Source organism: Fictibacillus sp. 26RED30 (genome assembly GCF_015903845.1).
GTDB classification, from domain to species: Bacteria; Bacillota; Bacilli; order Bacillales; family Fictibacillaceae; genus Fictibacillus; species Fictibacillus phosphorivorans.
In genome coordinates, this window is record NZ_JACZDV010000001.1 from 352,846 (window position 1) to 375,304 (window position 22,459).

The 22,459-nt window shown below is 33.7% G+C and carries 22 protein-coding genes; 16 read left to right on the plus strand and 6 right to left on the minus strand.

The window, feature by feature from the left end:
- Positions 1–290 precede the first annotated feature (290 nt).
- On the minus strand, positions 291–662 hold the full coding sequence (locus IHV11_RS01705; protein ID WP_197129772.1) for a hypothetical protein: 372 nt from the start codon (positions 660–662) through the stop codon (positions 291–293).
- Between the two features lie 511 nt (positions 663–1,173).
- On the opposite strand from IHV11_RS01705, the gene IHV11_RS01710 reads away from it, so the two are divergent.
- Positions 1,174–1,398, plus strand: a complete 225-nt coding sequence (locus IHV11_RS01710; RefSeq protein ID WP_197129774.1) for a spore germination protein — start codon at positions 1,174–1,176, stop codon at positions 1,396–1,398.
- Between the two features lie 542 nt (positions 1,399–1,940).
- Here IHV11_RS01710 and spoIIP read toward each other — a convergent pair.
- Together spoIIP and IHV11_RS01720 are read right to left on the minus strand one after the other, a co-directional pair.
- Complete coding sequence (gene spoIIP / locus IHV11_RS01715) at positions 1,941–2,903, minus strand: stage II sporulation protein P (RefSeq protein WP_197130029.1); 963 nt, start codon at positions 2,901–2,903, stop codon at positions 1,941–1,943.
- A gap of 650 nt (positions 2,904–3,553) precedes the next feature.
- Positions 3,554–4,222 carry an NlpC/P60 family protein gene (locus tag IHV11_RS01720; RefSeq protein ID WP_197129776.1) on the minus strand — a complete coding sequence of 223 codons (669 nt, stop codon included), beginning with the start codon at positions 4,220–4,222 and terminating at the stop codon, positions 3,554–3,556.
- Between the two features lie 668 nt (positions 4,223–4,890).
- Between IHV11_RS01720 and IHV11_RS01725 the strand changes: the two genes are divergently transcribed.
- Positions 4,891–5,478, plus strand: a complete 588-nt coding sequence (locus tag IHV11_RS01725; RefSeq protein ID WP_197129779.1) for a DUF1405 domain-containing protein — start codon at positions 4,891–4,893, stop codon at positions 5,476–5,478.
- 95 nt (positions 5,479–5,573) lie between these two features.
- Here the strand turns inward: IHV11_RS01725 and IHV11_RS01730 are convergent, their stop codons facing one another.
- Positions 5,574–5,900, minus strand: a complete 327-nt coding sequence (locus tag IHV11_RS01730; RefSeq protein WP_312035282.1) for a TlpA disulfide reductase family protein — start codon at positions 5,898–5,900, stop codon at positions 5,574–5,576.
- Positions 5,893–6,165 carry a peroxiredoxin family protein gene (locus tag IHV11_RS01735; protein ID WP_197129785.1) on the minus strand — a complete coding sequence of 91 codons (273 nt, stop codon included), beginning with the start codon at positions 6,163–6,165 and terminating at the stop codon, positions 5,893–5,895. The genes IHV11_RS01730 and IHV11_RS01735 overlap by 8 nt, the downstream gene beginning before the upstream one ends.
- A 235-nt stretch (positions 6,166–6,400) precedes the next feature.
- Here IHV11_RS01735 and IHV11_RS01740 point away from each other — a divergent pair, with 235 nt between their 5' ends.
- The 5 genes from IHV11_RS01740 (at position 6,401) to IHV11_RS01760 (ending at position 10,468) form a co-directional block, all read left to right on the plus strand.
- A complete protein-coding gene (locus tag IHV11_RS01740) occupies positions 6,401–6,553 on the plus strand; it encodes a Vmc-like lipoprotein signal peptide domain-containing protein (protein WP_197129787.1) in 153 nt (50 codons plus the stop codon).
- Positions 6,554–6,920: 367 nt separating this feature from the next.
- A complete protein-coding gene (locus IHV11_RS01745) occupies positions 6,921–8,183 on the plus strand; it encodes a murein hydrolase activator EnvC family protein (protein WP_197129790.1) in 1,263 nt (420 codons plus the stop codon).
- A 27-nt stretch (positions 8,184–8,210) separates the two neighbouring features.
- Positions 8,211–8,765, plus strand: a complete 555-nt coding sequence (locus tag IHV11_RS01750; RefSeq protein WP_197129793.1) for a TVP38/TMEM64 family protein — start codon at positions 8,211–8,213, stop codon at positions 8,763–8,765.
- 84 nt (positions 8,766–8,849) lie between these two features.
- Positions 8,850–9,569 (plus strand): flagellar motor protein MotB, encoded by a 720-nt coding sequence (locus tag IHV11_RS01755; protein WP_231607361.1) that lies wholly within the window; start codon positions 8,850–8,852, stop codon positions 9,567–9,569.
- A gap of 149 nt (positions 9,570–9,718) precedes the next feature.
- Complete coding sequence (locus IHV11_RS01760; protein WP_197129799.1) at positions 9,719–10,468, plus strand: YwmB family TATA-box binding protein; 750 nt, start codon at positions 9,719–9,721, stop codon at positions 10,466–10,468.
- Positions 10,469–10,508: 40 nt separating this feature from the next.
- Here the strand turns inward: IHV11_RS01760 and lgt are convergent, their stop codons facing one another.
- Positions 10,509–11,309, minus strand: a complete 801-nt coding sequence (lgt, locus tag IHV11_RS01765) for a prolipoprotein diacylglyceryl transferase (RefSeq protein WP_312035283.1) — start codon at positions 11,307–11,309, stop codon at positions 10,509–10,511.
- 529 nt (positions 11,310–11,838) lie between these two features.
- On the opposite strand from lgt, the gene IHV11_RS01770 reads away from it, so the two are divergent.
- The 9 genes from IHV11_RS01770 to IHV11_RS01810 all read left to right on the plus strand — a co-directional run bounded on the left by IHV11_RS01770 (position 11,839) and on the right by IHV11_RS01810 (position 22,447).
- A complete protein-coding gene (locus tag IHV11_RS01770; RefSeq protein ID WP_197129805.1) occupies positions 11,839–12,405 on the plus strand; it encodes a YdhK family protein in 567 nt (188 codons plus the stop codon).
- A gap of 256 nt (positions 12,406–12,661) precedes the next feature.
- Entirely contained in the window at positions 12,662–13,390 is a 729-nt protein-coding gene (locus IHV11_RS01775; RefSeq protein WP_197129808.1) for a sulfite exporter TauE/SafE family protein, read from the plus strand.
- Positions 13,391–13,401: 11 nt separating this feature from the next.
- The gene (locus tag IHV11_RS01780; RefSeq protein ID WP_197129811.1) at positions 13,402–14,766 is read left to right on the plus strand and encodes a HAMP domain-containing sensor histidine kinase; all 1,365 of its coding nucleotides are present in this window, start codon (positions 13,402–13,404) and stop codon (positions 14,764–14,766) included.
- 2 nt (positions 14,767–14,768) lie between these two features.
- Complete coding sequence (locus tag IHV11_RS01785; protein ID WP_197129812.1) at positions 14,769–15,446, plus strand: response regulator transcription factor; 678 nt, start codon at positions 14,769–14,771, stop codon at positions 15,444–15,446.
- Positions 15,447–15,635: 189 nt separating this feature from the next.
- Positions 15,636–17,675: a copper-translocating P-type ATPase gene (locus IHV11_RS01790; protein WP_231607362.1), complete on the plus strand. Its 2,040-nt coding sequence runs from the start codon at positions 15,636–15,638 to the stop codon at positions 17,673–17,675.
- Between the two features lie 234 nt (positions 17,676–17,909).
- A complete protein-coding gene (asnB, locus tag IHV11_RS01795; protein WP_197129813.1) occupies positions 17,910–19,817 on the plus strand; it encodes an asparagine synthase (glutamine-hydrolyzing) in 1,908 nt (635 codons plus the stop codon).
- A 186-nt stretch (positions 19,818–20,003) separates the two neighbouring features.
- Entirely contained in the window at positions 20,004–21,380 is a 1,377-nt protein-coding gene (locus IHV11_RS01800; RefSeq protein WP_231618261.1) for an MATE family efflux transporter, read from the plus strand.
- Positions 21,381–21,571: 191 nt separating this feature from the next.
- On the plus strand, positions 21,572–22,195 hold the full coding sequence (locus IHV11_RS01805) for a nitrite reductase (RefSeq protein WP_197129814.1): 624 nt from the start codon (positions 21,572–21,574) through the stop codon (positions 22,193–22,195).
- Between the two features lie 42 nt (positions 22,196–22,237).
- On the plus strand, positions 22,238–22,447 hold the full coding sequence (locus IHV11_RS01810; protein WP_197129815.1) for a heavy-metal-associated domain-containing protein: 210 nt from the start codon (positions 22,238–22,240) through the stop codon (positions 22,445–22,447).
- The last annotated feature ends 12 nt before the right edge of the window (positions 22,448–22,459 follow it).

The window sequence follows — 22,459 nt, forward strand, 5'->3', positions numbered from 1 at the left end:
AAAATCATGAATTTATCAATCTGAATAGGCTATTAATTATCTTATGCAAGAGTTTAATCTCAAATGAACATCAGCCTTTTTCATGGTACCTCTAAATCATTATCACATTTCTTACGCTAATCCATTTATATACGTATAAATGAATTTTCAATACCGTAGATGTTGCACAATAATAGCGGTGATTATGTGGGAATCTAGGTATGTAAGAGCATGTAGAAGGTTGCCAACAAGAAAGTGTTGTACGAGAGGGAAAGAAATTGCTGACACCTGAGCAGATAAATATGTTACTCTTATATCTCATTTTTGGGGGTGTCGCATAACTCAAGCACCTTGGTCATGATTGAGAGACACACGAGTTGGATTTCCTCGGTTATCCGTCCCGTCTCTATTGATACCTCCTCTCGCCTCTTTTGACTAAATCCCTTTTTCGTAACATCGGCTAGATGTTCAAATAACAGCAAGAGCTCTTCGTTTTCTCGTTTTACGATTTCAGGGGGAGTTATACTTTGAAGCAAGGAGATGATTTTGTTGAACTTTTTTAAAATTAAGAATAAAAATCGTTCGATTGTATGAATATCACTTGTTAATGTAATCTCTTCGCAATCATCAGTTATATATTTTCCGATTTCCTTTAACAGTTGGCCATATTCTTTGTATTCCATATATGTCCCCCTATACTTGATGTCATCATATATAGAAACCATACCGCATGGTTCTGTTCGAGCATTGTTCTTTTGAACATTTCTTTAGATTACAGATTCGTGACGCCATCAGAGATCATTAAATAAAATCAATTAATCGTTTAATTGGTCATCGATGACAGTTGTTTTTATTTCATTACTGAAGGTTGACGCAGTGGTTTCTGTCTGTTTTGGCGCGTGTAGTTCTTTACTTTTTGTTTTAGTTTTACTTTATGTTTAATTTTAATTATGGGTTACAATGTAAAAGGGTTGAGAAGATATCAAAACTCCCTTTATTTTTTTGAAATCAATCAAGAGAGATTATATAGAAAATCAATAAGCCGAAAGAATTTTTTAAGAGAAAAAATGAATAAAGCTTAAAAAATTTTGATAGGCTCATTAGTAAAAATAATAAATATTATTTTAGGTACTTAGATGGATGTTCATGTTTTTAAACAATACTGTTATTCATCAGTAAGAAAGGGGAAAAAATATGTCTTCACTCATTACAAAAGGAATTAGTATTAATCGTATAGCACCTAATTCAGTAGCTTCGTTTGGAGATGCATTCTCAATTTCACCAAACCATAGTTCTAAATTCCACGGAGGCTCTGGAAGTTTGAATGTTGGAAATAATAAAATGATCTTCAATGGACCAAGTTACACGGTTACAGTTGATAATGATAAAAATGATAGTAATAATTCAACCAATCTCTAAAAAACAAAATTCATTTTATTATCGGTTTTAAATAGGGCCGTTTTAGCAGTAAGCTGTATACCAAAAATCATTTTCTAAGGGATACTAGCTGCCTGTTTTTCTACCTTCTATTCACGGTCCCCTATTACATAACAATTCCACTTAGTATACCTCATATTTTTGGCTTGAAAAATATGTTGTTCGCATCTGTTTATGTAAATGAAAAGAATCAAGAATAGGTAAAGGTGGATGAATTATGGGAGGGAGATTAGTATCCCTCCTGCAGTAATGGTTCAGTTCCATTATTAAAGAGGAGATAAGTTCCCTCTCTCATTTAACAATTTTGCTGGCTTTTTGTCACTATTAAAATATAAATCTAGTGGAGATCAATAATTGAGCTAGCTTATCTGGACATAGATATGTTAGAGAAAGCTAGGGGGAATGTGACCTTTTAGAAACAGTAATTTTTTTGAGTGAATGTTTAAAGCCCCAATATACACCTCCTCTACAATCTTGTTGGCCTTTATCTAAAACAGGAGTAATTCGTAAAATGCCTCATAAATTTAATTAACAGTATTTACTTTTTCATTCTCCCAATACATTTCACTGAATACCTCAGCAAATGCCTCCGAAGTATTAATGAGTTCCTGAAGATTGTTATCAATTCCACCCATTTCAATCAACAATGATTTGTTTGAAAGGTCTTGATTGTATACACCGTTTCCTTCATTTTTATCTTTAATAATTACTCCACGACAAAGATCAGGGTATTTTTCGTTAATCTTATTGTGCATTGATTCAGCTAGAACAAGGTTTTTTTCGTAACCTGGATGTTCCTTTCCAACCACTAAGAACAACCGGCCATATTGCTTACCGTTAATTTCGATTGTTGTTACTTTTTTAGGTTGTGAATCTCTATGCATATCAATCAAGTATTGAATGCTTTTATTATTAGAAATTGCGTCAATAACATTTTCTCTCGCTGCAATATATGCTTTTCCAGTACCCCAGTTCTTAGATTTAAGTTTTTCACCAATGTTAGACGTATCATGGGATACACCAATTCCTCGTTCTTCAAGATCTCTTTTTAAAAGGTCACCAATTGCTATGATGTTAGTTTCAGGGTTGGAACTATTATATGTTCCATCTTTTGACAAAGACTTAAACGCTTCATAACTATGCGAGTGATAAATATGAACCACGGGTTTGCCATTAGTGTTTGGCGCTTTATGTTTTTCTTCATTCTCTTTTAAAATTTGTTTATTTTCATCTGTCGGCTCAGTCATTTTCATGATTTCTTCGATAGGAGGTGTTGATTCAATAGGTAATGTTGAAAAATTGGTTCCTTTACTCGCTAAATAGATTTCTGAATCATATATTGCTAAGCCAGGTAACTCATTTCCAAATAAACTACGTATATCCCCAGGCCGAATATTGGTAGCGAGTTGAACGAAGATAGAGGATAACTTAGGAGGTTCACTTTCTGCTGGTAAAGCTTTTGTAAAGTAACCGTTTTGTGAACCTATCGCATATACGAGTGCTTCACTACTAAAGTCTCTAAGCCATTAGTAAGAAGCGTAGAATCAAACCATTTACTTTTTACCGTTGAAAACATAATTACAAATAGAAAAGTTAGGCTTACCAACAAAACAGTGGCTTGTAGATATCTATTTTTTTTCATAAGAGTTTTCACTTTCCTCTAGTGAACATTGAACAATGTGAAAGCAGAACAATGTAATTCCAGCTATGAATACTCCTATTGTAAATACCCATGGGAATAAAAAAAAACTAATAATAGAAGAAAAAAAGATAAAAACTAACCATCGATGTAATTTTTTCATAACATTCACCTCAGCGTCTAGTTAGTAGATTATATACTAGAAACCGAAAAGTATTCTTATAATAATAGAGGATTTAGAGTCTAGAATATATTTATTGCATGTAAATATATTACAGTGGAGTAAGAAAGATAATTAATATGATTGATTGGTAGAAATATTAGTTCAAACGATAGGTGGGTGCTTCTGTCATTTAATACGATGACCGTAGCTATCTGTGGCAGTTTGAGGTCAAGAACATTTAGAGACAATTTGTTATGAATAATATAGAAAAAAGAGGCAGACTCAAAAGTTTTTACACTTTGAGTCTGCGCCATTTTTAATTAATTTTGAATTTGTTAATATTTTTTGGCTCCAAGATACCTTGTTGACCAATATGAGTTTTTCATGGAACTTATACTCACACCCTTTGATGAAGAACTATGGATGAATTCATTATTTCCAATATAAATTCCCGCATGAGATGCGCCTGGTTTATAAGTTTCAAAAAATACCATATCCCCTACCTGTGGCGTGTTCACTTTTGTCCCTTTTAAGAAAATTTCCGATACGGTGCGTGGAAGGTTAATTCCGGTAGCTTCCTGATATACATAATTCAGATATCCGCTACAGTCAAAACCCTTTGAGGAGGTACCTCCCCATACATAAGGAACTCCCATATATTTCTTAGCTGTATTAACCAACTTTGCTTTACTATAAGTTGGGGCATATACCGGCGATTTAATACCTAATGCTTTAAATGTATCGGACCCCACAATACCATCCGCTTTCAGTCCCTTAGCTTTTTGAAAACTGATGACTGCACTTTTAGTATATGAACCAAAATAATTGGTAGTTTGTCCTGAATATGTAAAATAACCTTTACTCTTTAGATGAGTTTGCAAATCCTTGACCTCAGAATGTGTCATTCCTGGTTTAAGTGTCTGATCACCTAAAGCTGCTTTACCGATTGATGGGTTTAATGTTAAGAATCCTGCAATTGTTGCTCCTATAACTAATCTTTTCACTTCTTAATTCCTCCTGTTGTCTCTTTTGCTCTCATTATTCTAGCAATCTTTTATATCAAAGGTATTATGGTTAGGTTAATTAATAATTACAAATTTGTGCAGAATTTGAGGATATTCGACATTATTTCCAATTTTAGTTTACGAGCTACTGGTGAATAATTACTTATTGAATAAAACATCTGTTTTTGTGGGCGGGGAGGATCATCCAGGGTAAGAGAAATATTTAAACCTCTAAATTTTAAATAGAGTGGATAGGTATTAAAAGAAAAAAGGAAGGTAATGGGATTAATAATTTAGATTTGACAAACAATGCGAAATCAATATTAATGGGGGTGTATTGATAAAACTCCTGAAGCTTTTGGGGAAGTTTTTAGTGAGTTTTATTGGAAAACTGAAATGTTAATCAACATATAAATTATATAAACAAAGTTAAAGAGGGCTGAAACCGAGGAGTTACAGCCCTCTTTAACTTTGTTTGATATGGAAAAAATCTAATCAAAGTAATAGCTTACGCTGATAGCGAGTATGAGCATCAAAATCACTCTTACAAAAAAGTGTTTTATTTCAGATGATTTTAGAGTGCATAGCTTCTTCACATTTGTAGCTTATTATAGACTAAGAGGTTTACCGGTACATCAACATGACTCTATATGAAGTGAGGGACTATTTTGAATCAAGTGTTTTATATTTTAAAAAGTAAAACGTTTCTTAGTTTATTGCTAACAATTAATATTTTAGGTACAATTTATGGTTATATTTGGTACGGGGTCCAGTTAACTGAAACACCATCCAAGTTTTTACTTTTTGTACCTGACAGTCCCACTGCTAGTTTATTCTTTGTTATCGTATTATTTGCATTTCTAGTAAATAAAAATCTGCCAATCTTTGAAGGACTAGCAATCGTTACTTTGTTTAAGTACGGAATTTGGGCTGTTTTTATGAACATACTTGTGTTTATTGTTAATGAATCTCTTAATATTGTTGGTATGATGTTAATCCTTTCTCATCTGGGTATGGCAATACAAGGATTGTTGTATGCCCCATTCTATAAGATTAAACCACTTCATTTAACAATTGTAGCAATTTGGACGTTGCACAACGATGTAATCGATTATGTGTTTTTTATGATGCCAAGATACAGTTTACTTAATCAATATACGCCTCAAATAGGTTATTTTACTTTTTGGCTAAGCATTGGATCTATTTTGCTCACCTATTATATATGCATATATAGAAAAGGCAAACGATCTATTTAAGAATTTAATTTAAAATCCACTATTCTTTGCACCTAGTATTTCTGTACATTTTAAGGATTCTATGAACGTTTTAAAATCTACGGTTTATGAAGGCTTTAATCCATGTCATTCATAAAATCTTGCATCATTTTGTATGACAGGGGTCCTATAAACGTATTCGTAATCACACCATTAGAGTCAATAAAGTAAGTGGTTGGTATACTGATAGGTCGATAGATACTTCCTACTTGTCCTTCTTGGTCTAACAGTATGTTAAATGTTATCCCTTCATTATTAATATAGTTTTGTACATTAGATACACTACTTTCACTTGTTATAAGATTAATTCCAATGATAACAATTTCCTTATTTTTACTGTCTTTGTGAAATCGTTCCATTTCAGGGATTTCCTCTCGACAGGGGACACCGAGTCGCCTAAAAATTTAGGAGAACCTTCTTCCCGCGGAAATCTGACAATTTTGTTTTCGAGCCATTTAAAGACATCAATTCAAATTCAGGAGCGATATTTCCTTTTGAAATTCGGGTTTTAAGCTCTTCTTCACCTTTGTTACGTTCCATTCTTTTTTTTACTTCACTTGTATTATTATTGTTTTGAACTTCCTCCTTGGCGTTAAGAATACCATTGTTAAACAATGTCCAAGCGATCATTCCAGCAAGGAGAATAGTGACAAAAATAGTTTTCTTCATTTTTACATTCCTCCGTTACTTATGATATTGCAACTTCTTTTAATTATAAAAACATATATGGAGATTTTTGGGAGAAAAGTTTGTTAAAGAAATTCTTGTTCAAGTAGTTGACTATGCATAAATTCTTCATATATTTGTTGTAAGTTTTTTTAGAAAGGGTTAATTATCGAAATAACCACTAACCTTTTTCAATCATATTTAAAAAGGTCTAACTCGTTATTAGGGAGGCGAATGTATGAAAAAATGGCTTAAGTCTTTATCAATTGTTGTTCTATTAATGAGCAGTGTCGGAATTATATCTGCATGTTCTAATGATAAAGAAAATGAAGAGAAGATGGATAAAGAAAATATGGATGGGATGGACCACGGAAATATGGACAAGGAATAACTGTTGTGAGTTCATTAAGCGCTTGAAATTATTCAGATACTGCAAAACAAGAACTAATCTATCTGATAAAATCATTTATGGAGATCTCTTACGATTTTTGGAAAATAATAATGGTTTATAATAAAAAGTTCAGGTGCTCCCTGGGCTTTTTCTTATGAAATGGATAAACAAAGCCTCTTGGATAATAATCCTATAAATATACTTGTTTCATTAATTTATAGAAGAAATCTTATTTGATTATAGATTTTGTAATAGAACTGAAATGTAAACAAAGCTTAAAATGCATATTTCCTGCAATTTTCTTTTTTATAGTATTTCTTGTCAAAGTAAATCGAAATATTGCATCTGAGGGTAAGGAGAATATAATTTGAAAAGGAAATTTGTTTCGTTAGCTGCAGTTCTAGCTGTAAATATAACTTTTGTCAGTATTTCAAGTAATGTAAGTACTGTACATGGAGAATCACTGGAAGAAATAAAAAAGAAGAGAGAACAGAATGGTGAAAAAGAAAAGAAAAAAAAATCAGAGCTGAATTCAGTCAAAAATGAACAAAATAAGGTCCAAGATGGAATTCAAGAGATAGACAACAAAATATATGAACTAGAACAAAATATTAAGGAAAAAAGCACTGAAAAAGAAGATATTATTCTTTCTATTGATAGTCTGAAAAAATCAATAGCTATCATTGAAAAACGTATCGAGACTAGAGACAAGCTTTTAAAAAATAGAGTAAGTGCAATGTATGAGGATGGTGGAGTCATCCAATATCTTGATGTACTGTTAGGTTCTAAGGATTTCGGTGATTTTCTAGATCGGATAATAGCTTTAAATTTAATTGCAGAACAAGATCGTGAAATTATTGAAGAACATAAACTTGATCAAAGGAACCTTAAGTTGGAAAAACAAAAAGTTGATTCAAAACTTTCACAACTCGAAGTAACGCTAACTGAAATGAAAACGTTAGAAGAGCAATTAAGTGCCCAGCGAGATGAAAAAAATAGAATCCTAGCGGAATTGAAAATTGAGGAGGGGAAAATTAATAATTATCTAATAGAGCTTGATGAAAAGAATAAACTTTTAGCAAACCAAGAATCAGCAATTAAAGCTGAAATGGAACGCGCTAGAAAAGCAGAATTAGAACGTAAGAAAAAAGAAATGGAGAAAAGCAAAAGAGTTCAAAGTGCATCATCATCACCAGTTCAAGCAGAAACATCAGATGAAAGAGAGGGCAAGACAGGCATGTTTCTTTTTCCTACAGAAGGGACTCTAACATCTACGATGGGTCCAAGATGGGGGAAAGAGCACGCAGGCATTGATATTGCAAAAGCCGGTACAGTACCTATTGTAGCTGCTGAATCTGGTACAGTTCTTCGGTCGTATTATTCAAGCAGTTACGGTAATGTTGTTTTTATATCGCATTATATAAATGGGCAGTTATATACAACCGTATATGCTCATATGAATAGTAGAAGTGTACAGGATGGTCAAACAGTAAGCAGAGGTCAATTGGTCGGGTATCAAGGAAATACTGGTAATTCATTTGGTCAGCATCTACATTTTGAGCTTCACAAAGGTCCTTGGAACTCAGGCAAGACAAACGCTATTAATCCTATGCCGCTTCTTAGCAGATAGTAAGAATTTTAATTCGGGTGAAAATATATGGATATCCAAGGTTTTATTCTCGACTTATATAGCAGTAATCCAATACTGACAGTAGCTATCAGTCTTTCATTAAATATTATTATTGCTGTTTTAGGGATCGTTCCTAGCGTGTTTTTAACCGGAGCGAACATCATCTTCTTTGGTTTTTGGGGAGGAACGTTTATCTCGTTTTTAGGCGAGATACTTGGTGCCCTGATTTCTTTTTGGTTATATAAAAAGGGATTAAATAAATTTAAGCTCACCAAAATTTCCATGTATTCATGGGTAAATACATTAAGAAAAGCGAAAGGGTTAGACGCCTTTTATTTAATCTTTTCTTTACGATTGATGCCCTTTATTCCGTCAGGTATTGTAACATTAGCTGCAGCATTTACTAACTCTTCTTTTCTAGTATTTTCTGCAGCTACCATTGTTGGGAAAGTCCCAGCCCTATTACTCGAAGCATTCTCCGTCTATCAAATCACGCAATTTACCTGGATAGGAAAGATCCTGTTGGTTTTAACTGCTATCTATTTGGGATACTTATTGTTCAAAAACACCAATTCAAAATAAGTCATAAGTCGTTTTCACGGCTTTTTTTTATGCAAAAAAAATCCATATCTAATATGTAAAATGTACTTAAAGAGGGGGAGGGTTATGAGACAAAGAAAACAAGAGAATGAAGAAAAAGTAGATGAGTCTTGGCTCATACCGTATGCGGACATGTTAACTTTGTTATTGGCATTATTTATTGTACTTTTTGCCTCTAGTAGTATTGATGCAAAAAAATTTAATGCCATGATGATATCCTTAAGTACAAGTTTTGGTAATAAAGGGGTACTAAATGAGACTAAAAGTTACCAGACTACAAGTATGCTAACCGAAGAGCAAAAATCGATAATAGAATACGAGAAAAATGAACTTGAAAAATTACATATAAAAATAGAGAATTATATAAACGAAAACGGATTTCAGAAGATTGTTCAAACGAAGTTAAGTGATGATGGCCTTTATATTGTTATTGTTAATGATATCCTTTTTGATTCTGGGAGAGGTCAACTCAAAATGGAGGCAAAAAAAATAATCTACCAATTAACCCCTTTATTAATAACCCACCCGGCAAGAGATATAATCATCGGCGGTCATACCGATAATGTACCGATACATAATAACGATTTTCGTTCCAATTGGGAATTAAGCATGCAGCGGTCTCTTCATGTTCTAGATGTTGTGCTCTCTAACAAAGATCTAGATCCTGCTCGTTTTAGTATAAAAGCTTATGGGGAACATAAACCTTTGGAATCTAACTCAACCTCTGAAGGGAGAGCTAAGAACAGAAGGGTCGAATTTTTAATCTTACCTTTGCAAAAAGAGTAGAGGTTTATTTGAAATAAAATATACACACAATCCGTTTTCCATTTGGGAAACGGATTTATTTATGGGGAAATTCTAATGCTCTAAATAAGTATGGACGGTATAAAACTAGCATAAATGGGGATGCTAGTTTAGTAGGGAGGGATACATTAATGAAAAAGGCATTTGTTATTATACTTACAATCTTTCTCATACTTATAGATAGTCCGATTGGTTTTAGTGATAAACAGCCAACGGACTCAATAGTCGTAAAAAATTTAATGGACAATGAATCTATACAACAAGAAAAATTATTTCTCACATATGGAACAACCATTTCTGAAAAGCAAACGTTGAATGATTTTCAAAGAATGGTAAATAAACTAAACCAGATATTCTCAGTCCAATTAAAAGTTTACACAGATCACGATGATCATGGAATCATAGAATTTATAGGAACTCATAAAAAAAGTAAAAAGACAACACTGTCAATAAAATGGCTGGGACAGAAAGTTCAAACAAGTCCGAATTTGTACAAAACCTATTTATTGGTTAATATTACGAGTCAGGACTTAGGAACAAAGAACATGAAAAAACTTTACGATAACTTACGCAACAAGTTAATCACGTTAAAGTTAAATCCTAACATCAATACTACAGTTCAAGGAGCCATCGAGCGAAAATTAGTCCAGGATGAACAAATCAGTCTCATTAATAAGATGACAAAGAGACTGAAAGGAAAAATAACCGATAAGTACATAGACAAGTACTTCATCAGTTCCAACGGGTTCTCTCCAAAACTTAACCGGACCATTAAAATAAATAAGAACAAGATTAATTTTCAAATCTCAAGTTATTATCATACAGAAAGGAAACGTACAATTATCACCATTGGGAATCCGATTATTACTGGGGATTCGTGAATATAAAAAAGCAGGCCATATATTTGAGGCCTGCTAATTTTTAAGATACTGGAGAATTTTTCTTCGTTCTTCTATAAACAATTAAGAAGAAGGAAAGAACGATCAAAACGATCGATATGATCTGTGCCATCTTTAATGAGGAAGTTAACATAAGGCTGTCAGTCCTCATCCCTTCAATGGCAAACCTTCCTATGGAATACCAGATTATATAGCTTAGAAACACTTCGCCATTCTTAAGATTGAACTTTTTAAGGGTTATTAAGACAAAAAAACCAATCATGTTCCATACCGACTCATAAAGAAAAGTGGGCTGGTAATAAACACCGTCAATATACATCTGATTAATGATAAAATCCGGAAGCCATAGATTTTCCAGGAACGACCTTGATACCGGTCCTCCATGGGCTTCTTGGTTAATAAAGTTCCCCCATCGTCCAATCGCTTGTCCTAAGATGATACTTGGAGCTGCGATGTCTGCAATAGTCCAAAAGGATAGTTCTCTTCTTTTTGTAAAAATGTATGCTGTTAAAAAGGCACCTATGAGTGCTCCATGGATTGCGATTCCCCCATTCCAGATAGCAAATACATCGGCAATACTATCTTTATACTTCTGCCATTCAAAAATAACGTAGTATAATCGGGCTGTAAGTATTGAGACTGGTACGGCTATCATGACCAAATCAACAAACGTGTCTTTTGGGAGGCCACGTTTCTTGCTTTCTCTATTTGCAAGGAGAAATCCTAAAAATGCTCCTGAAGCTATGATTAACCCATACCAATAAATCTGAATTACTCCAAAATCAAGAGCCACCCGATCTATGGGTTGCATTGAAGATTCAATCAAGTTAAACACTCCTCTAATTTTCTATTAAAACCACTTTGATTAGATTATAAGAGAAAAATAAGGAGTTTTTTTGAAGATGAACCGTAATTATGACTTAATTGACTTATACTCATTTAATCAATAATTATCTTTATATATAAAAGATAAGTCCATATATCGGAATCATCTTCAGCTGCATTATTTAGCGGAAAGTCCTGAAATGAACTTGGTTTAGATCATAGTTATTAAAAGATAACCAAAACCAGCATGCGAGACTAAATTATCTCTTCGCTTTGTTTCTTTGATTATTTCTTTAAATACTCCTCAAAGGATACTCTAATCTCACAATCTATTAAAAACTTAATATTTAATGTTTGTTGCAAAGAGAATACACAAAAAGTTCTTATTTTATTAGTACACTTCTTATCAAAATAGATACCTTATACTTAAAAGTGTGAATGAAGTTTGAATGAAAAAATCGTCATGCATACTGTTGCAATTTAAAGGGTAATATAGTGTTTAAATAAAAAAGGAAGGAGAGTTTTTAATGAAATTTAAAAATTACTTTCTTGGAAGTTTACTACTGGTTTTCACACTTACTCTCGCTGCGTGTGGTAATAATGACCAAGATACAAATCAAAATGATGAGAAAATGGAAGAAGGAAAGGACCATGGGAATATGGACCATTCCGGATCGGGAGAAGTACCAAAAGGTTTAAAAGAAGCAAAAAATCCTAAATATGAAGTAGGAAGTAAAGCGATTATAAATGCAAATCATATGGAAGGGATGAAAGGGGCAGAGGCAACAATTGTAGGTGCTTATGATACATATGTTTATAAAGTAACATACACGCCAACTACAGGTGGGGAAAAAGTAACAGATCATAAATGGGTTATTCAAGAAGAGCTTCAGGATGCAAATGAGAAACCTTTAAAACCAGGTGCAAAAGTCGTGCTTAATGCAGACCACATGGAGGGCATGAAAGATGCTGAAGCTACTATAGACTCTGTAGTGAAAACCACAATTTATATGGTCGATTTTACCCCTACGACCGGTGGGGACAAAGTAACAAACCATCAATGGTTAACTGAAAGCGAGTTATCACCTGAGTAAGATTTTAATAGTGGGAGGAGTATCTACGATAGTAGGTACTCTTTTTTTACCTCTATTTAGAGGTGAACAATGGAAGCTTCTTTTCACATTAAACGAAAGCTCTTAACTTAGAAAATTATGCCTAACTTTAGTATTGCTTATCTTCTATTAATAAATAGGGAGTATGATTAGGTAGATGGATGATATTGAGCTCTGAATTTAATGCATAAATTCTTGATAATTTTAAGGTAATGTTAATAGGGAGAGGGGGAGAATTATGTATGATATTTTTAATTTGTTAAGTAGTTTTTTAAATGAACCCTTAACTACTCTCTTTTATAATAACCAAGGCATACCACTTTTGAGTGCTTTCTTTTTAGGGATTTTGGGGGCAGTAGCTCCTTGTCAATTAACTGGAAATATAAGTACCATGATGTATTATGGCAATAAGTCTCTAAGGGATTCAAAAATTTGGCCAGAGATCTCCGCTTACATATTCGGAAAAATTTTTGTTTATATTATGTTAGGACTACTGATATGGATATTTGGTCGTACTTTAGAAAATAGCTTAACTACAATATTCCCTATTGTCAGAAAATTGATTGGCCCGTTACTCATAATCATCGGATTTTACCTGATTGGTATCATAAAATTGAACTTGAGTATTATATTCAATTTCCACTCCTTTTTTTCAAAAAGAGGCATTATTAATTCATTTTTATTAGGAGTTGTACTGACACTCGGTTTTTGTCCAACAATGTTTCTACTCTTTTTTGGACTTTTAATGCCATTAGTACTTTCTACTTCCTATGGAATCATACTGCCGGGGATTTTCGCTTTAGGAACAGTCTTTCCATTTCTGCTATTAATCTTTTTAATCTTATACTTTAATTTATATGGAGTACTTTTGAAGAAAAGCAAGAAAATAGGCAATGTAATCCAGGTGACTTTTGGATGTTTGTTTACTGTTCTAGGTATTCTAGATATCTTTGTCTACTGGCTCTAATAGGAGGGACTATGAAGATTTCAATAAAACTTGGGTTAATTCTATTGGTTATCATGTTAATCATAGAGTTTTTACTTTTTTTAATCTTATATCAAGGCATTTTGACAAGTCGTATTCAAGAGGAAACACGAGATCTTGTCGCGCGTGGAAATAATCATAGAGATGTTTTAGAAAGAAAGTTTGATGATGTTACACTCCATCATGTTGGTCTAATGGAGTCCAAAGCGAAAACAAAAGTTGTAGTAATGGATTCGGATGATAACATTTTAGTTAGGTCAAGTGATATCGACACTAAGATGAAAGAGATACTGAATAAAAATATCACACCAAGCCATCATGGGTTTTTAGTACAGAATGACTGGAAGAAGAAAGCTTATTTTGCATCGGTTTCACCTATTGTAATTGATGGCAAGCACGTGGCATTCGTATATATGTTTTTAGATACAAAATTTATTCAACAGATGAATAACCATCTTATAGATGAGTTTGTTAAAATCAGTATCATTTCACTAATAATACTGATTATTGCAGTAAGCTTTTTATCTAAAACGATTACTAAACCCTTACTTAAAATGAAAGAAGCAACAAAAAAATTAAGTGATGGTTATCACAAAGTCACCTTAGATATAAACAGAAAAGATGAACTCGGTGAACTTGCCCTGCAGATTACTACTTTATCGGAGGACTTGAATCGATTACAAAGAGATCGAATTGAATTCTTAGCTAATATATCACATGAACTACGTACACCCCTTACCTACATCACTGGTTATACTAAAATCCTGCAGCGTCCAAATATCCAAGTAGAAGAGAAGGCAAAATATTTAACCATCATAAATGAAGAATCAAATAATCTGACCAAACTTATTGAGGATTTGTTCGAACTTGCAAAGATGGACCAAACTAGGTTTGTGATTCATAAGGAAAAAGTGTCGGTCTCCCAACTGGTTCAAAAAGTTCTTAATAATATAAAACCAGTTTTTTCTTCAAAAAAGATCGAATTGGTTTATTTCTCGGACGGGGATTATATTTTAGAGATTGATGAGAAAAGGATATATCAGGTTCTAATCAACCTCTTGGATAATGCAATGAAATACTCATCAGAAAATACGACGGTCAATATCAGTGTCACAGGACACAAGGAGTTTATCGAAATTCAGATTAAAGATGAGGGTGAAGGGATTCCGGAAAATGAATTGCCATTGATTTGGGATCGTTTATACAGAGTCGAAAAGTCCCGGTCTAGAGAAAAAGGAGGTTCCGGTTTAGGATTAGCTATTGTGAAAGAGATTATAGAACAGCATGATGGAAAGATTACTGCCACGAGTCAAATCGGGAAAGGAACAACCATCTCAGTATTTTTAAAAAGGAGTTAAAAATGAAAAAAATATTAATAGTAGACGATGAACAAAGAATGGTAGATTTGATCTCATTATATTTAAAACCATATAATTTTGAAATAGTAAAATCTTATTCAGGAAATCAAGCGATTGAAATTATAAAAAAAGAGAAAATTCATTTAGTTCTATTAGATGTTATGATGCCAGATATAGATGGCTGGGAAACAATTAAGCTGATTCGAGAATGGCTGCAAGTACCTATTATCATGTTGACTGCAAGGAACGAAAAGATGGACATTGTAAAGGGGTTAAGACTTGGAGCGGATGATTATATTACGAAACCATTTGATGAAGAGGTATTATTAGCTAGGATTGAAGCAGTCTTAAGAAGGTCGCAGCAAGAAAATGAAGAGGATTATGGAATTGAAGGATTGATTATTGAAAAGAAAAGGCACTATATTTCTTATAATAATCAATCGATAATTCTTACTCCAAAGGAGTTCGAAATGATTTACTTATTAATCAAATTTCCTCGGCGTGTCTTTAATAGGGAGCAGTTGATAGAGATTATATGGGGTATGGAATCTGAAACTGAAGGTAGAACTATAGACTCTCATGTTAGAAATATTAGAGAAAAGTTCAGAAAAGCAGGATTTCCAATTGACAACTATTTTAAAACAGTATGGGGTTTAGGATACAAATGGGAAAATAATTAGAACAACAATCTGAAAATGTAGTGAATGTGATGGATGATATGATTCATGATGTGTAGAACAAAAATGACAATAAAGATAATAATTAATATAAAAATCGGAAAAATAGTAATTGTAAAAGCTAAATTATAGTTTTAAGCCCAATGTGTTTATTGCATTGGGTTTAAATTTATAAATGAAGGGATGTAAAAAATGAATCACCATCACATGAATGAACATCATACTGAAGAAAATAAGCAACAACATAATCATTCGTTAGGAAATCATACTAATCAAGAGGATCATAACGGACACCATGACCATATGATTGATGATTTTAAGAAAAGGTTCTATATTTCATTATTATTAACTATACCCATTTTAATTCTTTCACCGATGATTCAGATGTTTTTTGGTTTTAACATAACTTTTCCAAGTTCGATGTTAGTCCTGTTTACATTGTCAACAGTAGTATTTTTTTATGGTGGATGGCCATTTATATCAGGATTGATTGATGAAATAAAACAAAAGAATCCAGGTATGATGACATTGATTGGGCTTGCTATCATATCAGCCTATATCTACAGCACTCTTACCGTTTTTGGATATGAAGGGGAAAACTTTTTTTGGGAATTAGCGACATTAGTGGATATTATGCTTCTAGGTCACTGGATAGAAATGAAATCAATTATGAAGGCATCCAACTCACTGGAAGCACTAATTAAGTTAATGCCTCAAGAAGCCCATCTAATACAAGAAAACGGTGATGTAATGGATGTATCTGTTTCAGAATTAAAGAAACATGACAAAATCCTTATTAAACCTGGAGAAAAGGTGCCTGCCGATGGTGTAGTCATTAAAGGCGTTTCAAATGTTAATGAATCCATGTTAACCGGCGAATCAGTACCTGTGGAAAAAGAGAAGGATCACAACATAATTGCTGGTTCCATTAATGGTGAAGGGTCTTTAACGATATTAATAAAGAATATTGGTGAAGAAACCTATTTATCCCAAGTCATTAAACTGGTTCAAGATGCCCAAGCAACAAAATCGAAAACTCAAGCATTATCTGATCGGGCAGCAAAATGGTTGTTTTATATAGCTCTGTGTGCAAGCTTAACGACTTTAATAATATGGTTGCTCTTAGGTTATGATTTCTACATAGCACTTGAACGTATGGTTACTGTTTTAGTTATTTCATGTCCGCATGCTTTAGGGTTAGCGGTTCCATTAGTAATTGCAAGGTCTACAACCTTATCTGCTAAAAATGGTCTTCTAATTAGAAACCGTACAAGTTTTGAAGACGCTCGAAACTTAGATTCTATTGTGTTTGATAAAACAGGAACTTTAACAAAAGGGGAATTTGGAGTTACAGATATAATAACTGAGGCTAATAAAGATGAAAATGATTTATTGCAACTAGCAGCATCAATAGAATCTCAATCAGAACATCCTATTGCGAAGGGTATTGTAGAAGAGGCGAATAAAAGGAATATCAAACTGTTGGAAGTAGAAGAATTTAAATCAATAACAGGAAAAGGCTTACAAGGAATAATAAAAAGCAAGGCCGTGAAAGTTATGAGTCCGAGGTATGTAATCGAAGAGAGCATAGCTTTTGACTCAACAACTTATAAAAAACTATCGAACGAGGGCAAAACAGTTTCTTTTATTTTGATTAATGACGAATTATACGGAATGATTGCGCTAGCTGATCAAGTTAAAGATACTGCCTATAGGGCGATTGAGAAACTTAAAGAAAAAAATATTCGAACTATAATGTTAACTGGAGACAATCAACAAGTTGCGAATTGGGTCGGAAAAAAGTTGAAATTAGACGAGATATTTTCAGAAGTACTTCCTCATCAAAAGGCCGATCAAATTAAGAAGATTAAATCGAGCGGTCAAAAAGTTGCAATGACCGGTGATGGTGTAAATGATGCCCCAGCCCTTGCTAGTGCAGACTTAGGCATAGCGATAGGGGCTGGGACAGATGTTGCTATGGAGACAGCTGATATTATTTTAGCAAGAAGTAATCCAGAAGATGTCGTTTCAATAATTGATCTTTCAAGAGCTACATATAAAAAGATGTTACAAAATTTATGGTGGGCCGCTGGTTATAATATTTTTGCCTTACCTCTCGCAGCCGGAATTCTTTATCCCTATGGAATTTTATTAGATCCAGCAGTGGGAGCAGTATTAATGTCATTAAGTACAATTATCGTAGCCATCAATGCACAATTGTTAAAAATTTAATCTATATTTTATTGAAGGAACTATCATATCAAAAGGTAGTTCTTTTTTGATTTGAACTAGAATGTGGTACTACTTCATAATTTATGCATATTTTTTTGTTATAACAAATTTACTTAAGTTATTAATATTTATTGATTAAGTTTCCATTATTCGAGAATTGATATTTTGAAATAATAAATAACATCAAATTTAGTAAATGGGTAACTTTCATTATATTTAATGGGGGATTTAGTAATGTGTGGTTTTATCGGTTATTTGAGTAATAACGAGATACAAGGAACGAATACAGAAGTTAATGATTTTATGAACATGACTAATATTATCTCTCATCGGGGACCAGATGATGTTGGATATTATTTTGATGAACATATTCGTCTAGGATTCCGTAGATTGAGTATTATTGATTTAGATAGCGGGAAACAGCCATTAGGATATGAAGATGATCGGTATTGGATAACCTTTAATGGTGAGATTTATAACTATCTTGAATTAAGAGAGGGCTTAGAAAAGAGAGGGCTATCTTTTAAGACTGATTCTGATACGGAGGTTATCCTGGCTTTATATAGTATCAAGCGTGAAAAGGCTCTTAATGAGTTGCGAGGTATGTTTAGTTTTTTAATATGGGATAAAGAAAAAAAAGAATTGTTTGGTGCTAGAGATCATTTTGGTATTAAGCCATTTTTTTATTATGAATCTGAGGATGAATTATTATGTGCATCTGAGAAAAAAAGCATCCTGCTTGCAACGAATGGAGGGAGCTTTAATGAGGAAGCTCTACATTATTATCTCACATATCAATTCGTTCCAGAACCATACACTTTTTCCAGTTCAATAAAAAAGTTAGAGCCAGGTCATTACTTTGTAAAAAAAATCGGTCAAAAGATGAATATTAAGAATTACTTTAAACCTCGCTTTACTCCTATTTTCAAACCTTTTGATGAGGAAATCAATACGATTAGGGATGTAATGAGAGAATCTGTAAAGGTGCACATGAGAAGTGATGTTCCTGTTGGTTCATTCTTGTCTGGAGGTATAGATTCTTCAAGTATTGTAGCGTTAGCTAAAGAGTTTAATCCTAAAATTAAAACTTTTACTGTAGGATTTGAACGAGAAGGTTACAGTGAAATAGATTTAGCCAAAGAAACGGCTTCAGATCTTGGGGTAGAGAATATTCATTATATTGTAAAACCAGAAGAGTTTATTGAACAACTGCCTAAAATCATTTGGCATTTGGACGAGCCCGTCGCGGATCCTGCATTAGTCCCACTGTTTTTTGTCGCAAGAGAAGCCAAAAAGCACGTTACCGTAGTCCTTTCCGGTGAAGGGGCAGACGAACTGTTCGGTGGATACAATATCTATCGTGAACCATATTCATTAAGACATTTCAAAAAACTTCCAACAGGAGTAAAAGAGGGACTAAACTCATTTTCAAAAATGCTACCTGATGGTACACGTGGAAAAAGCTTTCTTGAGAGAGGTACAACCAGCATCGAGGACCGCTATATCGGAAATGCAAAGATATTTTTAGAAGCTGAAAAAAAGGAGCTCCTTAAGAACTATCAAACGAAATGGGATTATAAAAACGTTACAAAAGAGCTATATCGTAACATTCAACACCTAGACGATGTTCATAAGATGCAGTATATCGATATGCACACATGGCTGCGGGGAGATATTCTAGTGAAAGCCGATAAGATGACGATGGCGAACTCATTAGAGTTGCGTGTCCCATTTTTGGACAAGGAAGTCTTTAAAGTTGCTTCACAGCTTTCTTCGTCTAAGACCATAACAAATCAAACGACAAAATATATACTAAGAAAAGCAATGGAAGGAATCGTACCAGACTCTGTTCTAACTAGAAAGAAGTTAGGATTTCCGGTCCCCATACGCCATTGGCTTCAAAATGAACTGTCTGATTGGGCATATTCTTTGATTGTCGAAAGTGAAACGGATTGTTTGTTTAATAAAGTGTATTTGCTGAATCTTTTAGATGACCATCAAAAAGGAAAGAAAGATTATAGCAGAAAGTTGTGGACGATTTTAACGTTTATGATTTGGCATAAAATTTATATTGAGAAGAAATATAATTTCTCGAAAGATAAAATTTTGAACGATAATGATGCTAAGTTATTAAAAGTGTAAAGGATTTCCAAGTGCCAAGTTCTCATGCTCGAGTACTTGGTTTTTATATTTCTTGAATGAACATAAAATAAAATTTAGATAAAAGAAAGAAGGTGAAAACTAGTATATGTGGAAATTTTAGAACAATCATGTGAAAAAGGAGGTTTAATGCATTGCTGAAAACATAAAAACCAAGGAAGTGAATAAATGTCACTGAAATCGGATGGTTCATTAAAGGAACAGACAAAATGGGGAAAAATCTCTATTATTCTCTCTTTAGCAATTCCAGCCATGTTAGAGAACATCTTACAAACGATTGTAGGATTCGTAGATACTCTCTTCGTAGCAAAGATAGGACTAGAGGAGGTAACTGCAGTAGGTGTAGCTAATACGGTAATAGCCGTTTATATAGCCGTCTTTATGGCGGTTGGCGTCGGGACTTCATCACTGATCGCACGGAGTTTAGGAGCCGGAGATATTGATCAGGCGAAATCAATCGCTAAACAATCGACTCTCTTAACAGCGTTTATAGGTCTATTCTTTGGAGCCGTAAGTATATTTTTGGCGGAACCTTTCCTTTTATTAATGGGTGCTGATGAAAAAGTTTTAGTGGATGGAGTTGTCTATTTCCGAATCGTCGCTATACCCTCCATATTCATTTCTCTCATGTTCATCTTCGGAAGCATCCTGCGAGCTTCTGGTGATACGAAAACACCATTGAAGGTAAGCTGGTGGATAAATATAATCCATCTTGGTCTTGATTATGTTCTGATTTTTGGAGTAGGCGATTGGGAAGGATTAGGAGTTGCTGGGGCCGCTTGGGCTACAGTATTAGTAAGAATAATGGGAACATGGATGCTCTATCATTATATTAAGAAATCAATCGTTTCTTTTTCCCTGCGTAAAGGTACACTGAACATGATAAGGGGCGTCATGCTATCCGTCATAAAATTATCCATACCTGCTGCGATCGAAAGGTTAATAATGAGAGTTGGCCAAGTTCTATACTTCGGATTGATTGTGCATATAGGAACAGAAACATTCGCAGCTCATACCATTGCAGGAAACATCGAAACCTTTTCTTACATGCCTGGATATGGATTAGCTATCGCCGCTACTACTCTAGTAGGCCAAAGTATAGGAGCGGGAAAATTAAAAGATGCCTACCAATATGGCATTTTAACAACCGGGGTCGGAATCTTCTTCATGTCAATAATAGGGATCATCTTATTTGTTTTTTCTCCATATTTTGCATCCTGGTTCACGACAGATAAAAATGCCATTGAAATGGTGGTAACTGCTCTAAGAATCGATGCATTTGCCCAACCCGCACTTGCTGTAGGATTGATCTTGGCAGGGGCTCTTCAGGGAGCTGGCGATACAAAAAGTCCCATGTATAGCACAGCAGTCGGTATGTGGGTGATACGAGTCCTAGGTGTTTACCTTTTTGGAATCGTACTCGGCTATGGAATAGCAGGGATATGGATTTCAATTGCTCTAGATTTACTTATAAGAGCTATATACTTATATGTTAGATGGATAACTTATTTTAAAATATCTACTGAAAAAAATATACCAAAATAAGAGATAATTATTTTTAAAACTAAAATAAAAAAACCATTGACTTATAAAAATTGGAATACTAAAATGGAATCAATTACAATTATTTTGAATTTTTAGAAAATTTATATACTATTTCTTCCTAGCTGGTACTAGGTTTTTTTTATACTACATATTATACGTTGGGAGGGTATGGTATAAGAGGGGGTTTTTCATTGGAGGGAAAGTTAGTTAGGCTAGCTGTCAACGGAGGAATTGGTTTTGGTGCACAACTATCACCTAAACAATTACTTCTATTGAGCAAGTACTTACCTGAGGATTCAGAAATTGAATTAACAACATTCCAACAGCTTATTATTCAAGTACCAGAAGATAACCTGGAACAAATAAGGAATGAGTTGGAGCTTATAGGTCTTTCATGTTATTCAGTAGGAAACTATGTAAAGAGCTTAAGAACTTGCGGTTTTTGTAAAGGGGCAGAAGAAGAGGGTATGCCAGTTGCCATCGAGTTGAACAATCGTATCGCAGGTAAGGAAGTGCCTTTTACACTACGGCCCGCATATACTGGTTGTCCTACCGCATGTGGTGAACCATTAGTAAACGATATTGGAGTTATAAAACAAAGAGACACCTTTGATCTCTATTTAGGTGGCAAAGCAAATGGTCTTGATGCACGAACAGGTCAACTTTTCAAAAATAATCTACAACCAAACGAATTATTTAAACTAGTCGAACAAATTATTGATATTTATGCTAAAAACGGTAAAAGGAGAGAAAAATTTTCAAAGTTTCTTAATCGGTTTGGTATCGATCAAATAAAACAACAACTTAATATATAAAAAAAAACTTAAAAATTTTGAGGGGCATTGTAGGAGGCTAACATGGAAAAATTCGAATTTAAAGTAAACGGAATGAGCTGCGGCCATTGTGAGAAAGCCATTCAAGATGCACTTATGGAATCACCAGGAGTTGAATCTGTAAAAGCAAGTGCCTCAAATAACAGCGTTCAAGTAACCTATTTGTCTAATAAGACTAACACAGCACTAATCAAAGAAATAATAGAAGAGGAGGGGTACAACGTTATTGATTAGTTGTTAAATATG